This window comes from Acidobacteriota bacterium, assembly GCA_030774055.1.
Taxonomy (GTDB): Bacteria; Acidobacteriota; Terriglobia; order Terriglobales; family Acidobacteriaceae; genus JACPNR01.
In genome coordinates this window covers 1-12,709 of the sequence record JALYLW010000149.1, presented here as the reverse complement: position 1 = coordinate 12,709, position 12,709 = coordinate 1, and the positions used below count along the sequence as shown (strand labels likewise).

Sequence of the window (12,709 nt, the reverse complement as noted above, 5' to 3'; positions counted from 1 at the left end):
GCGCGCGAATCAGCTCTGCGACCTTGCGCAGCACGCGCTGCCGTTCGTATGCCGGCAGCTTGCGCGTGACCTCAAAGGCGCGGACCGCGGCGGCGATACCTGCCTCGGCATCCGCGCGCGTCGCTTGCGCCACCGTATCGATGACCGACTGGTCGTAGGGCGAGCGCACCTCGGCCGGCTTGCGGTCGGAGATCCATTTGCCGTCGAGCAAAAAGCCTCGCGTCTCGTGTCCCATGGCCCTAAGTTGTAGTGCTTTGAAGTGGGCGGAAGCAAATGCACGGTGGGGTGCGGGTGAGCGCTCGCCGCGGCGGACGAGGCGACCGCGTTGCGGCGACCCTGGGCGCGAGCCCGCCTTCCGATGTGTGCAGTGCTTAGTTGCTCGCCCGCATTCCCGCCACCTGCTCTTCCATGCCGAGCACGTGGACGAGGAATCCGAAGCGGTCGGCATTCTCCTCGATGATCTTCGTGGTCGGCCTGCCGCCGCCGTGACCGGCGCGCGTCTCGATGCGGATCAGGATCGGCGCCAGTCCACCCTGCGCCGCCTGCAGCGTGGCCGCGTACTTGAAGCTGTGTCCGGGAACGACGCGGTCATCGTGATCGGCGGTGGTGATGAAGGTGGGCGGATACGCCACGCCCGGCTTGATGTTATGCAGCGGCGAGTACTTGCGGATGTACGCGAACGCCTCCGGCTCATCCGGCGAGCCGTAGTCCGATACCCATCCCCAGCCGATGGTGAACTTGTGGAAGCGCAGCATGTCCATCACGCCCACCGCGGGCATCGCCGCGCCAAAGAGCTCGGGACGCTGCGTCTCGGCCGCGCCCACCAGCAATCCGCCGTTCGAACCGCCGTAGATGGCGAGCTTGGGCGTGGAAGTGTAGTGGTTGGCGATGAGCCACTCGGCTGCGGCGATGAAGTCGTCGAACACGTTCTGCTTGTTCGCCTTCATGCCGCCCTCATGCCACGCCTTGCCATATTCGCCGCCCCCGCGCAGGTTGGGCACCGCGTAGACCCCGCCCATCTCCATCCACACCAGGTTCGCCACCGAGAACGTGGGCGTCAGCGAGATGTTGAAACCGCCGTAGCCGTAAAGCAGCGTGGGATTCTGGCCGTCGAGCTTCGTCCCTTTTTTTGCGCTGATGAACATCGGCACCTTGGTACCGTCCTTCGAGGGGTAGAAGATCTGCTTGGTCTCGTAGGCGTTGGAGTCGAAGGCCACCTTCGGCTGGCGGAAGACCTCGCTCTTCAGCGTGGCCATGTCCAGCCGATAAATGCTCAGCGGCGTGGTGTAGCTGGTGTAGGAGAAGAAGGTTTCTTTATCGCCCCGCTTTCCTGGAAACCCGGCGGCGGTGCCGATGCTGGGAAGCTGGATCTCGCGCTCGAGTTTTCCCTTCACGTCGAACACCTTCACCACGGTGTGCGCGTCGTGCAAGTAGTTGGCGACGAACTTGTTGTTGATGACGTTGATGTCTACGAGCGTGTCGCCGCCCTCGGCGATCACCGTCTTCCAGTTCTTGCCGCCGGGGTTGCGCGTGTCCACCGCGATCACGCGATAGCGCGGCGCAGCGGAGTCGGTGCGGAACCAGAAGATGGGGCCGTCGTTATCGATGAACTCGTACCTGGCGTCGAAATCGTCGAGCAGTGGAGCCACCTTCGCGGTCTTGTCGTTCAAGTCCTTGTAGTAGACGCGGTTCTTCGGCTCGGTGCCCTGATATACGCCGACGACGAGATAGCGCCCGTCGTCGGTCACCTCGCCATCGAAGCCCCACTCCTTCTGGTCCCGGCGCTCGTAGACGAGCGCATCGTCTTTCTGTTCCGTGCCCATTTTGTGGAAGTAGAGTTTTTGGAAATAGTTAGCGCCGGTGAGCGCGGTCGCACCTTTGGGCTCGTCGTACCCGCTGTAGAAGAAGCCGGAGCCGTCCTTCGTCCACGACGCCCCCGAGAACTTCGACCACTGCACGTGGTCGGGCAGGTCTTTGCCGCTCGCGACCTCCTTCACCTTCCACTCCACCCAGTCGGAGCCGGCGGTCTGCACCCCGTAGACCATCAGCTTGCCATCGTCGGAGATGGCGTATTGCGAGAGCGCGACCGTGCCGTCGCTCGACATCTTGTTGGGATCGAGCAGCAGCGTCGGATCGCCGGTCAGCGACTGCTGCGTGTAGATCACGTTCTGGTTCTGCAAGCCGTTGTTCTTGGAATAGAAATAACGTCCGCCCTCGAGGCGCGGCACGGTGTAGCGCTCGTAGTCCCACAACTTGGTCATGCGCGCTTTGATCTTGGCGCGTACCGGGATCTGTTCCAGGTATCCGAACGTGACTTTGTTCTCGGCCTCCACCCACGCCTTGGTCGCGGCGGAGTTGGTGTCTTCCAGCCACTCATAGGGGTCGGCGACTTTGGTGCCGTGATACTCGTTGACCACGTCCGTCTTCTTCGCCTCCGGATAAGCGAGCTTGCCAACGGGATTTCCGCCCGGGTTTCCGCTCAACGCTACCGGCTGCGGCTGTTGCGCCAGCAAGGTTCCCAGCGGCAGCACGAGACTGAGAGCGGTGATAAAGATGAACCACGGGAATGTCGTGCGGAGCGCTTTCGGACGATGCGTCATCGATGGACCTCGATCGAGAGTGAGAGTGGGACGTCCCGGGCCGGACAGACCTGCTGAACGGGCGCAGAGCAGTATTCTCCCTGTATTGGACGAGCGAGTCAAAAAATGGCTAGCGGTCAGCCAACGGCGCAGCGCCCCGTCGTCATTTCATCATTGGCAACTGACCTGAAGTGGGATGCGATAGACGTCGCGGTTCTGCCAGCCCATGTGCCCGTCCGGGGTGAAAGCCGGACGCACGCAATACAAGTAAGGAGAAGCACCGCTGTACTCGAAGTTGCGGCCTTCGCTCTTCGGGTCGAGATGTGCGCTGATCGCCGCCGGTTTTTTCTTTCCCTGGCGCAGGAAACCGTCGACAATCGCTCCCGCATGTTGATCTTGCTATGGACGCTGTCGGCGGCAGTGGCTGCTTCGGTGCTGCTGTGGATCCTCCTGCGGCCGCGGCGAACCGCGCCGGTAGCTGACCAGCGCGCCGCCGAGCGCATCCCGCTCACCCTGCCGGTGCGGATGCGCATCGGCGATCATGTATTCGAAGCCAACGCTTCCGACCTCAGCCGCGGCGGCATGTGTTTGAGCGCCGCCATCGCCGGCTCTGCGGGACAGCCCGTGGAACTCGAATTCGCCCTCCCCGGCCAGCCCACCATGCTTGTCTATGGCGTCGTCCGCTGGAAAAAACCGGAGAGCATCGGCATCCTCTTCGATCCCCGTGACAAGAATCGCGGCGTGCTGCTGGAATGGGTCACGGCGCAGGAAAAAGGCGCCCCGGCGAGCGTTTCGCGGTGAGTGCTGGCGTGCCACCGCTCAAGTCTTTTCGCCTGCCGGACTTCCTTTATGGCACGGCATGGAAAGAAGAGCGCACCGCGGCACTCACCGGACTGGCGCTTCGAACCGGATTTCGCGGCATCGACACTGCCAATCAGCGGCGCCATTACGTGGAAGCCGGCGTCGGTGAGGCGTTGGCGAAGGCTTATCGCGAGGGCGTGGTGACCCGCTCCGAACTTTTTCTGCAGACCAAGTTCACCTGCCAGGCCGGGCAGGACCATCGCCTTCCCTACGACTCCGCTGCGCCGCTCCCGCTCCAGGTCGCACAGTCGATGGCAAGTTCGCTCGCGCATCTTGGGACTGACTACGTGGACAGCTATGTTTTGCACGGTCCTTCGTCGTGGCCCGACTGGTCCCCCGCCGACGCCGCGGTGTGGGAGGCGATGGTGCAGCAGCGCGCAGCCGGCCACACGCGCCGCCTCGGCGTGAGCAACATCTCGCTGCGCCAACTCGAACAGCTGATCGCGCGCCACCCCGAAGCTCCCGCGTTCGTGCAGAACCGATGCTTCGCGCGACTGGGATGGGACCGTGAGGTGCGCCACCTTTGTGAGAATAAAGGCATCGTGTACCAGGGCTTCTCGTTGCTCACCGCGAATCCCGAGGTGCTTGGGCATCCGCTCGTCACCGGCCTCGCCACCCGCGCCGGCGCCACGCCCGCGCAGATCGTCTTTGCGTTTGCGCACGCCATCGGCATCCTGCCCTTGACCGGCACCACCAACGACCTCCACATGCGCGAGGATCTCGCCAGCCGCGAGCTCACGCTCCCGCCCCAGGCCGTCAACGCCATCGAAGCCCTGGCCGGATAGCGATAGTTTCTGTTTCCGCGCAAAAAGTGAGCAATTCCGCTCATTCTTGCCACTGCCCCTCCCGCTAGGATTGGGGCATGGGAAGACGCAGACCCAAAAAGCACAAGCGCCGCCCGCGCAAGGGGAAAGTATTCGTTACTCCCGCGCCCGGCAAGCCTGGCGACCTGCCCGTAGCAGCCTGACGCGCCCGCTGCACCGGCGGAATACTCTTTGCCGGCAAACTAACCTATATATTAAGGAGAAGCCCGTGAGCAAAGCGGTGGAGAGCAAGCCGGTGGAGAGCAAACTGTCAGAGAGCCCCGCTCCCGAGCCCGTGATCGAACAGTCTGCGGTGGAAGCCGCTGCAATGCACACCGAAACCACGCCCGCTGCGGTGAAGCCGGCTGAAGTCACGCTGGTGGATGTACCGCCGGCGGCCCAGCCGGCAGGAACAAAGCCCACCGGCGTAAAGCCGGATGCAAAGCCAAAGCAGGCTGCCCCGCAAGCGACCGCCGCGCCCCCGCCGTCCACCGCAAATGCGGTCGCACCACCGCCCGCGCCCCGGCCGGTTGCAAAGCCTCAGCCGCCGCGACCGATACTGGACAAGTACGCCGAAGCCAAGCGGCAGAAGAAGATCGCCAAGCGCATACGCCACCGCGTCACGTTGAGAAGATCGAATACCAGCGGCTGAGGCCAGAGTCAGTTCATCAACGCACTCTTATACGCCGGATGTGCTGGTCGCTGGGGGTGCTAGTCGCTGGGGTGCTAGTCGCTGGGGTGCTAGTCGAACGACGTGCCGAACGCGGAGCGCGGTTCCGAACCGGCCGCTCCAGACGCTCCATCCGCTCCATCCGCTCCATCCGTTCCATCCGTTCCATGGTCGATGCCAGACGCCGGGCTGAGGGAGAGCGCCGCGGCGGGCCGGACCCTCTCCGCCAGCCTTCCGAGGACGGCCCTCATGTCTGCCACTCCGTGGAATCCCTTGCTGGCCACGACGTTCTCGGTAGCAGTGTCCTCGGCAGCGATCTCCTCCACCGCGACCTCCACCACCGCGGCGCTCGCGCTGTCGCTTTTCTCGGCGCGGTTTTTCTTGCGACCATCCGCCTCATCGCGCCGCGGCGGGATGGCGAGCAGGCCGGCGATCACCGCCCGGAAGCGGGGCGTGGTGAAGCTGCCCTTGGCGAACACCGCGTCCGCGATCACGCCCGGCAGCGACGTTTCGCCGTCCACCTCGCCACTCACCGCGATCACCGGGATCTCCGGGAAGCGCGCGCGCATGATGCGGAGCAGCTCGAAGCCCGTCATGTGCGGCATCCGCAGATCGCTGATCACCAGGTCAGGAGCAGAGGCCTCGATCTGGCGAAGCGCGTCGAGGCCATCTTCGGCGGTGACCACGTCGTAGCCCTCCGCCCCTAGCAGCGCGATGGCGAGCTCCCGTATCGCCGCGTCATCGTCTACTACCAGCAGCCGCGGGCTCCGACGACTGCCGGCGCGTTCCGCCGCCAGATGCAGACCCGCGGAAGCGCTGTTGCGTCCAGCGATTTCGACGGAACTCGGGATCGAGACGGCATGGTCTGCCATATATTCACTGCTCTCTTTAGGTTACTGGTTGGTTTTCGTAGGCTGGGAGCCGCTACGGAACTCGACCCGGTTACTGGTTAGCTTTCGTAGGCTGAAAGTCGCTACCGGAACTGCATGTGGAGCGCACCCGGTGCGCGTGGCCCTCTAGGACCAAGCGCACCGGACGCGTTCGGTTGCTGTTACAGTCTCCGCGAAAGTCTCTCTTATCGCATCGACTGCAGGTTGAGGATGGTTCCCAAGATGTTGCCGAGGATGTTCCCGCGCCCGTTGGAGTAGCTGCCATACTGCGTGCGGCTGTTGTAGCCATCGTCATAGCCGCGCTGGAAGCCTTCGCGGAAGTAATAGTTGTAGCTATCCTGATCGCTGTAGCGACCGTCGTAGCCGTAGTTGGCGTCCTGGTAGCCGTATGAGTCCTGATAGCGCGTCGACCAGCGATCCTGCCGCGCTGCCTGTCCCGCCTGGAAGCCCTGGTTGTAGCCGTTGTTGACCGCCTGGCGCAGCGTGTCCGCGCCGTATTGATTGACCTCGTACCAGTTCCCGCCGCGATCGTAACGATAGCTCGGAGCGGTGTAGTAGTAAGGGTCGTTGTTGTAGTTGTAGTTGTTGTAGCCCTGCATCGCTAACTGCTGTTGCCGCAGCTGCGCGATGTAGGCCTGCTGGTAGCGATAACTCGCCATGCGCCGGTCTTGCTGGAGCTGGACCGAGTAACGCTGCGCCAGGGTGTAGTCCTGGTTCAGGCGCTGCCGATAGACCACCACGCGCTGCTGCTGCTGAGTGATCAGCTGCCGTTGGCGCTCCTGGGGCAGGCGAGCCTGCTGTCCCGGAGGCACGCTGCCACCGTTCCAGCCCGTCTTCTTGCCTTTATCCCAGCCCGGAGGACGGTTCTGCTGCTGTGCCTGCACCGGTACCTGCTGCTGGACCTGGCGCGAACGCCGATCCTGCTGCTGGACCTGGCGCTGCTGTTGCTGCTGCGCGCGTTGATTCTCTTGCTGCTGCGCTCGCTGCTGTCCCTGCCGCTGTTGCTGCTGCTGCTGCTGCTGCGCGCGCCGATCCTCTTGCTGCTGCGCCCGCTGCTGTCCCTGCCGCTGTTCCTGGTTATCGCGCGGTTGAGCCTGCTGCTGCGCCCGCGCTGGCCGTTGCTCACGCTGCGCTTGCGGCGCAGCCTTTTCTTGCTTGGCTTGGCCGGCCGGCTGGCCTTTCCCTTGGGCCTGCTTCCCCTGCTTGCCTTCTTTGTCGTCCTGCTTACCCTTGCCGGAGTTGCCTTGCGCTGGATAGGCAAATGCGCTGCCCGCCAGACCAAGGAACAGAAGTGCGGTAGTGATCGATCGAACTGGTTTCATAAACGTGCGCTCCTTTAAGCGCTTGAGCCTGCGTGCAGCGAATCTGTCCAGAGCATGTGTGACCTGCCAGTCTTTTCCCGGCTGCGGCCAAGTGGTGCTAAAACCCTCCCCCGGCACTCTCGACCGGTCAGGCGGCGTGGCACTGGCAGGTGCAGCCCGGCACGCTGCAATCGGCGTGGCGCGACTCGCTCGTGACCGAGCAGAAAGACGAGATCACCGCCGGCCATGCGCCCAACGCGTGTCCGCGAAAAGCGCTCTCCGTCTGGTCAGGCGCTATGTCCCCGCCGTGCTTGGTGACTGCCATGGAGTCAGATTAGCAAGGGGCGAGCATCCGTTCTGAGCAAGACTGCTCACGGGCCCTGAAAGCAGCTGGAAAGAAGGAGAGCAGCAGAGAGGGGAGCCAGAGAGACCGGCGGCGCCGGCGGCTACTGCCGCGGCTTTCCGTGGACGCTGCCGGAGGCGTTCCTCGCTACCGCCTCGCCCGGCACTTTTCCCGGTGCCGCGCCACTCGCCAGCGGCGAAGCACCGTTCCACTGGTAGTCCTTGTACTCGATGGTGAAATCGGCGCTTCCCCCGAGCCGGACCTTCGAAACGCTGTGATTGCGCGCCGGCAGCCAGAACTCGCTGACCTTGCCGTACACCTGCTCGATCTGCGTGCTGCGGATCCAGAAGGACGGATTCTTTGCCGGCTGCGCCTCGATCCGCGTCACCGCAAAGTCGTCGGCGTCCACCCAGATCTTTCCGCGGTAGAGGAACTTGCTGCCCGTCTTTGGCTCCACCGCCAGCACGTAACGGCCACCCTGCGGCGTGCTCTCGTAGCCCACCAGGGTGAACAAGTAGTTGTCGTGGTTGAGCGCGGTGCGCTTCTGGTTCTCCACGTCGAAGGCTTCCTTCTCACTCTCCAGCGCCTTCTTGATCACGCGGTCGATGAGCAGCTTGGAACCGGTCTGCGAGCGGACCACGAACTCCTTGCGGGTGGGTGGCGCATACTCCATGTCCACCACCACCTCGGCGCTGCGCGAGCCGGGGAAACCGTGATATTCGAGGTGATAGACGCGGGTGGAACGATACGCGGGCAAGGCCTGGGCGCGCTCGCGGTTCCGGCGGACCATGTTGCTCACCACCTCTTCCACCGGCAAGTGTGCTGGGACAGCGACAGCGACGGAGGCGGCCTGTGGTGGCGGTTCCGCGGCCAAGCATGCCGGACTTGCGACCGAAAGACTGGCGATCACAAGCAGTCCGGCCAGCAGGACACCAGCAGACACTGCCAGGCGGGTGGCACTCGACCGTGCGCGCATCGCGTCTCTTTTCAGGTGCAGCCGCGCAGCTCGAGACGGAGCGCGGTCAGCCGTCAGTCGTGCAGGATCACGTTGAGCAGCGAGCTGTGGATGCGCATCTCGCCGTTGTATTCGATGAAGCCCATCTTGCGAAACCGGTTCATGAAAAAACTTACGCGCGAGCGCGTGGTGCCGATCATCTCGGCCAGCGTCTCCTGGCTCAGCTTGGGGACCACGATCTCGGGCTTGCCCTCTTTGCCGAACTGCGCCAGCAGCAGCAACACCCGCGCCAGCCGCTTCTCACTCGAGTTGAAGAGCTGATCGATCAGGTCGGCCTGGATGTGCGCGTTGCGTGCCAGCAGGAAGGAAACGAAGACGTCGGAGAGCATCGGCTCCTCGCGCAGCACCCGCGTCATCTCTTTCTTGCTGATCTTGAGCAGGCTGCAATCGGTCAGCGCCGTCGCCGTGGTCAGCCGCGTCGGGTGGCCGGAGGCGATGCATTCCTCGCCCACGAACTCCCCCGGACTGAGCAGCGCGACCACCGCTTCCTTGCCCTGCTTCGAGACCACGCTTACCTTGACCCGGCCCTTCTGTATATAGAAGACGGCATCGGCCAAGTTCCCCTGCGAGAAAATGCTCTGCCCTTTGGCTTCTTCCACCAGCACTTTGCCCAAGCCCGCCTTGGCCAGGAACTCGGCCGCGTCGAACTTTTTCGCGATGTAGCGGGCCATCACCTTGGGGATGCTCAGCCCGTTGGGCGGCCGGCTCGACCGAACGGTCCGTTGCGTAGCCGTACTCGGCATAGAGGACTCCTTACCGCAGTAGTGTGCTATAGCGAACAGTACTCCTTCTTGCTTGGGCCGGAAAGGTCAAAATTGACCATTTTTACCCTTCGTCCCTCTGGGCGGCCTGGTGGGGATTCGACGGCGCCGCTCCGACTGTTCTTTTTTGAGCAGCATCCGTCGGGCCAGCCGCTTAAGCTGCCAGCGTAACGGGGATTCTTTTGAGACCTATGCCCAGGTCAGCGGCCCAAACCTTTTGCTTGAGTGCGTTCGAAGGCCGCGCTGCGCTCACCAGCAGCTGCCACTACACCAACGGTCAGGACATCTTCGTCCAGGGCGACCGTGCCGACGCCGTCTTCCGCGTCGAAGATGGCAACGTGAAACTCACCGTGCGGGCCACCGGCGGCAAGCGCGCGGTGATCGCGGTGTTGCGCGCGGGAGAATGCTTCGGCGAGGGCTGTCTGGAAGGAACCCCCGTGCGCGGCTCGACCGCCACCGCGATGCGGGGATGCAACGTCTCGCGCGTCACCAAGGTCCACCTGCTGGCCCGGCTGCGCTCCGAGCCTGCCCTGGCACGACTCTTCATCACCTACTTGTTGCAACGCGTTGCCCGCTCTGAAGACGACCATGCCGACCGGCTGCTGCACTCGAGCGAGCGCCGGCTGGCGCGCCTGCTCTTGTGGATCGCCCATCCTAACGGCGGCACCTTGTCTACCTCCGTCGACAGCCTCGACCAGGGCACCTTGGCCCAGATGGTGGGTACCACGCGCTCGCGCGTGAGCTTCTTCATGAATCGCTTCCGCAAGCAAGGGTTCATCGATTACAACGGCCGCCTGCACGTGCACAAGGCGCTGCTCACCTTCCTGCGCGGACCTCTCCACGTGTCCTGCGGCGGAACCACCAAGCCCCTGTACCAAGCTCGCTGAACCAAGCGGCTCCCACCTTTTGATCCCGGCAAGAAAAGCGGGCGCTAGTGCACCGTCGGCGATGGCGCAGGGGATAGGGCAAGCGAGAAATCGATGAGGTAGCGGACCGGGGCGGCGCAATAACGGCAGGGCGTTTCCTGTAACTCGGGCTCGCCCTCGCCCAACACGCTCATCTGGAACGAGCGCAGGCATTCGGTGCACGTCAGCACGATGAACGGCACCCCGAGAGCATCCTCTAAGTTCCGCGGGATCCAGACGGGCGCCGGCTGCCGCTGGTGGGCCATCGCCCGCGCCGCTTTGGTGCGGATCAGTTCCGCGACCGTGCGCAAAAGGTCGCCCGGCTCGGTCTCGCCCTTGGCGTAGAAGGCGTCGGCGACCACGCCGCCGGGCACGCCATCGGCGCTCGGATACGCTCCGCTGACCGCCACCACCGGGATCTCGGGAAAGCGGCGGCGCACGATGGAAAGGAACTCGAAGCCGGACATCGCCGGCATATTAAGGTCAGAGATGATGACGTCTGGTGTGTTAGTCCGCAGCTGCAGCAGCGCGTCAAACCCATGCTTCGCGGTGCTCACCTCGTAGCCCGCCGCGTGCAGCACCATGGCGATGGCCAGGCGGATGCCCGATTCGTCATCGACGATGAGAATACTGGCCGGCCGCATCGCTGGCTGCAAGAGAACTACCTCCGCTCGCCATGGTATTCAGCCGCTCTCCGGCCTGGCTGTTCAGTATTGAACATAAGCGTCCACCCGCATCCCGTATAAGGACACTGACCCGTCCCTCCCGCATCGGCGAGGGCCGCCGCCACCGGCTGGCTGTTCAGTTCTGCCCAATAAAACCCGGGAAGCGTTAGCTATCGAACATAAAAGCGTATAGTCATGCAGGGACGGAAGAACGCGCCACTTCAGCGGTCTGCCGGGGACGACGTGGTCGGGAGTCCACGAGGCATGCGAGTTCACCTCATCAACCCCAGTGACACCGCTTTTGGTATCGCCGTCATCACCCCCCGCTGGCTCTTTGTCCTGGCAGGGGCTACGCCCCGCTCTTTCGGCGACCCCGTCATCTGCGACGAGACCCTGCAACATTTCGATCCCGCCAGCGTGCAGCCCGGGGACGTGGTCGGCATCGGCATCCACACCGGCAATGCCCTGCGCGGATACACCGTCGGCCGCCTCGCGCGCGAACGGGGCGCGTGGGTGATCTTTGGCGGCATCCAGGCTACGTTGTACTCCGAAGAAGCCTTCGAGCGCGGCGCGGCGCATTCCGTCGTCCGCGGCGATGGCGATCTCGCCTGGGGAGACGCCCTCGCGGATTGTGCCCAAGGCGCCCCGCGGCGCATCTATGAAGGCGGCCGCATCGAGGCCGACCAATTCAAGGCCGCCCGCTGGGACCTCTTGCCGCCGGATTCCTACATGTGGGCCTCGGTGCAGACGGTGCGCGGCTGTCCCAAGCATTGCTCGTTCTGCTCGGTCTGGCGCACCGACGGACAGAAACCGCGGCAGCGGCCTTCCGACATGGTCATCGAAGAGATCGTCGAGTTGCGCCGCCGCGGCTTCCGCTTCATCGCCCTCGCCGACGACAACTTCTATCCCGTCTCCCATACTGACATCCTGCTCGCCGAGCGCCAGAACAATCACGCGCGCGTGGATGAGCTGCAGCGCATCCGCGCCGAGCGCTTTGAGTTGATGTCGCGGCTCGCCGACCTGCCCAAGGACATGATCTTCTTCACCCAGATCACCATGGAGGCGGCGGAAGATCCCCAGTTCCTCGAGGCCATGCGCGCCGCCCACATCCGGGGCGCGCTCGTCGGCGTGGAAGCCGTCACCCCGGAGGGCCTGAAAGCGGTCTATAAGGACTTCAACTGTTCCGGCGAGGCGCTGGTGCAGCGCCTGCAGAAGTTCACCGACAGCGGCATCCACGTCCTCGGATCGTTCATCTTCGGCTTGCCCACCGATCGCGACGTCACCTTCGACGCCACCCTCGACCTGGCGCGCCGTGCCGGCGTCACCTTCGCCCAGTTCGTCATGCTCACCCCCTTCCCCGGCACGGTGGATTTCGAGCATTGGGAAAAAGCCCAGGGCGCGGAGCCGCCCCAGGTCGAAGGCGTGCCCTTGACGCGCTATTGGCTGATCCCGGCCGATAAGCGTCCCAAGATGTTCATGCCGCACCCCACCATGGGATCCGAAGAACTTCGCCGGCGGACGCAGCGCGTGTGGGACGATTTTTACAGCCTGTCGTCGGTTTGGAAACGCTCGAACTGCACGCCGAACCTGCGCGCGCGTCTTGCCTTCATCTTCATCTCCAAGCTCTATCGCCAGATGTACGCCTCCACCGGCATCGCGACCGATAGCGCCCGCCGCACCAAAGCCACGCAATGGGCGCGCATCCTCGCCAAACCGTGCCGCAAGCTGTTCCAAGCCAAGCCCATGCCCGACCTGCAGATACCGCAGCCCCGGCCGCTGCCCTCGGCAGCGCACAGCCCGGTGCTGCTCGCCGCCACCGGCGGAGGCGACAGCCAGTTCAACGTCTTGCAGTAGGAAGTCACCGGACAGCTCGATTGTCTTTCGGAGGGGCGGCGCTTCCAGCGCCGCCATAACAT

Annotated in this window: 13 protein-coding genes; 5 read left to right on the top strand and 8 right to left on the bottom strand. The window is 64.0% G+C overall.

What is annotated here, in order from left to right; genetic code table 11:
• Together M3P27_12350 and M3P27_12345 are read right to left on the bottom strand one after the other, a co-directional pair.
• Window positions 1-235, bottom strand: a 235-nt coding sequence (locus tag M3P27_12350) for an aldehyde dehydrogenase family protein (protein MDP9269100.1), incomplete at its 3' end; no start/stop codon positions are given.
• A gap of 136 nt (window positions 236-371) precedes the next feature.
• On the bottom strand, window positions 372-2,600 hold the full coding sequence (locus M3P27_12345) for a prolyl oligopeptidase family serine peptidase (protein ID MDP9269099.1): 2,229 nt from the start codon (window positions 2,598-2,600) through the stop codon (window positions 372-374).
• 153 nt (window positions 2,601-2,753) lie between these two features.
• Here M3P27_12345 and M3P27_12340 point away from each other — a divergent pair, with 153 nt between their 5' ends.
• The 3 genes from M3P27_12340 to M3P27_12330 all read left to right on the top strand — a co-directional run bounded on the left by M3P27_12340 (window position 2,754) and on the right by M3P27_12330 (window position 4,895).
• The gene (locus M3P27_12340; protein MDP9269098.1) at window positions 2,754-3,380 is read left to right on the top strand and encodes a PilZ domain-containing protein; all 627 of its coding nucleotides are present in this window, start codon (window positions 2,754-2,756) and stop codon (window positions 3,378-3,380) included.
• Window positions 3,377-4,225, top strand: a complete 849-nt coding sequence (locus M3P27_12335; protein ID MDP9269097.1) for an aldo/keto reductase — start codon at window positions 3,377-3,379, stop codon at window positions 4,223-4,225. The genes M3P27_12340 and M3P27_12335 overlap by 4 nt, the downstream gene beginning before the upstream one ends.
• A 247-nt stretch (window positions 4,226-4,472) precedes the next feature.
• The gene (locus M3P27_12330) at window positions 4,473-4,895 is read left to right on the top strand and encodes a hypothetical protein (protein MDP9269096.1); all 423 of its coding nucleotides are present in this window, start codon (window positions 4,473-4,475) and stop codon (window positions 4,893-4,895) included.
• Between the two features lie 89 nt (window positions 4,896-4,984).
• Here M3P27_12330 and M3P27_12325 read toward each other — a convergent pair whose 3' ends face one another.
• The 5 genes from M3P27_12325 to M3P27_12305 form a co-directional block, all read right to left on the bottom strand.
• Complete coding sequence (locus M3P27_12325) at window positions 4,985-5,785, bottom strand: response regulator (GenBank protein ID MDP9269095.1); 801 nt, start codon at window positions 5,783-5,785, stop codon at window positions 4,985-4,987.
• A 203-nt stretch (window positions 5,786-5,988) separates the two neighbouring features.
• Entirely contained in the window at window positions 5,989-7,125 is a 1,137-nt protein-coding gene (locus M3P27_12320; protein ID MDP9269094.1) for a hypothetical protein, read from the bottom strand.
• Window positions 7,126-7,252: 127 nt separating this feature from the next.
• Window positions 7,253-7,429: a hypothetical protein gene (locus tag M3P27_12315; GenBank protein MDP9269093.1), complete on the bottom strand. Its 177-nt coding sequence runs from the start codon at window positions 7,427-7,429 to the stop codon at window positions 7,253-7,255.
• Between the two features lie 121 nt (window positions 7,430-7,550).
• A complete protein-coding gene (locus M3P27_12310) occupies window positions 7,551-8,423 on the bottom strand; it encodes a hypothetical protein (protein MDP9269092.1) in 873 nt (290 codons plus the stop codon).
• Window positions 8,424-8,476: 53 nt separating this feature from the next.
• The gene (locus tag M3P27_12305; GenBank protein ID MDP9269091.1) at window positions 8,477-9,133 is read right to left on the bottom strand and encodes a Crp/Fnr family transcriptional regulator; all 657 of its coding nucleotides are present in this window, start codon (window positions 9,131-9,133) and stop codon (window positions 8,477-8,479) included.
• A 311-nt stretch (window positions 9,134-9,444) separates the two neighbouring features.
• On the opposite strand from M3P27_12305, the gene M3P27_12300 reads away from it, so the two are divergent.
• Window positions 9,445-10,110, top strand: a complete 666-nt coding sequence (locus M3P27_12300) for a Crp/Fnr family transcriptional regulator (protein MDP9269090.1) — start codon at window positions 9,445-9,447, stop codon at window positions 10,108-10,110.
• Between the two features lie 44 nt (window positions 10,111-10,154).
• Here M3P27_12300 and M3P27_12295 read toward each other — a convergent pair whose 3' ends face one another.
• A complete protein-coding gene (locus M3P27_12295) occupies window positions 10,155-10,784 on the bottom strand; it encodes a response regulator (GenBank protein MDP9269089.1) in 630 nt (209 codons plus the stop codon).
• Between the two features lie 273 nt (window positions 10,785-11,057).
• On the opposite strand from M3P27_12295, the gene M3P27_12290 reads away from it, so the two are divergent.
• Complete coding sequence (locus M3P27_12290) at window positions 11,058-12,647, top strand: B12-binding domain-containing radical SAM protein (protein ID MDP9269088.1); 1,590 nt, start codon at window positions 11,058-11,060, stop codon at window positions 12,645-12,647.
• Window positions 12,648-12,709: the final 62 nt, after the last annotated feature.

Excerpts from the sequence above, each read along its gene's own strand:
- M3P27_12345 (MDP9269099.1), bottom strand. The coding sequence starts at position 2,600 with ATGACGCATCGTCCGAAAGCGCTCCGCACGACATTCCCGTGGTTCATC.
- M3P27_12325 (MDP9269095.1), bottom strand. The coding sequence starts at position 5,785 with ATGGCAGACCATGCCGTCTCGATCCCGAGTTCCGTCGAAATCGCTGGA.
- M3P27_12320 (MDP9269094.1), bottom strand. The coding sequence starts at position 7,125 with ATGAAACCAGTTCGATCGATCACTACCGCACTTCTGTTCCTTGGTCTG.
- M3P27_12315 (MDP9269093.1), bottom strand. The coding sequence starts at position 7,429 with ATGGCAGTCACCAAGCACGGCGGGGACATAGCGCCTGACCAGACGGAG.
- M3P27_12310 (MDP9269092.1), bottom strand. The coding sequence starts at position 8,423 with ATGCGCGCACGGTCGAGTGCCACCCGCCTGGCAGTGTCTGCTGGTGTC.
- M3P27_12305 (MDP9269091.1), bottom strand. The coding sequence starts at position 9,133 with ATGGCCCGCTACATCGCGAAAAAGTTCGACGCGGCCGAGTTCCTGGCC.
- M3P27_12290 (MDP9269088.1), top strand. The coding sequence starts at position 11,058 with ATGCGAGTTCACCTCATCAACCCCAGTGACACCGCTTTTGGTATCGCC.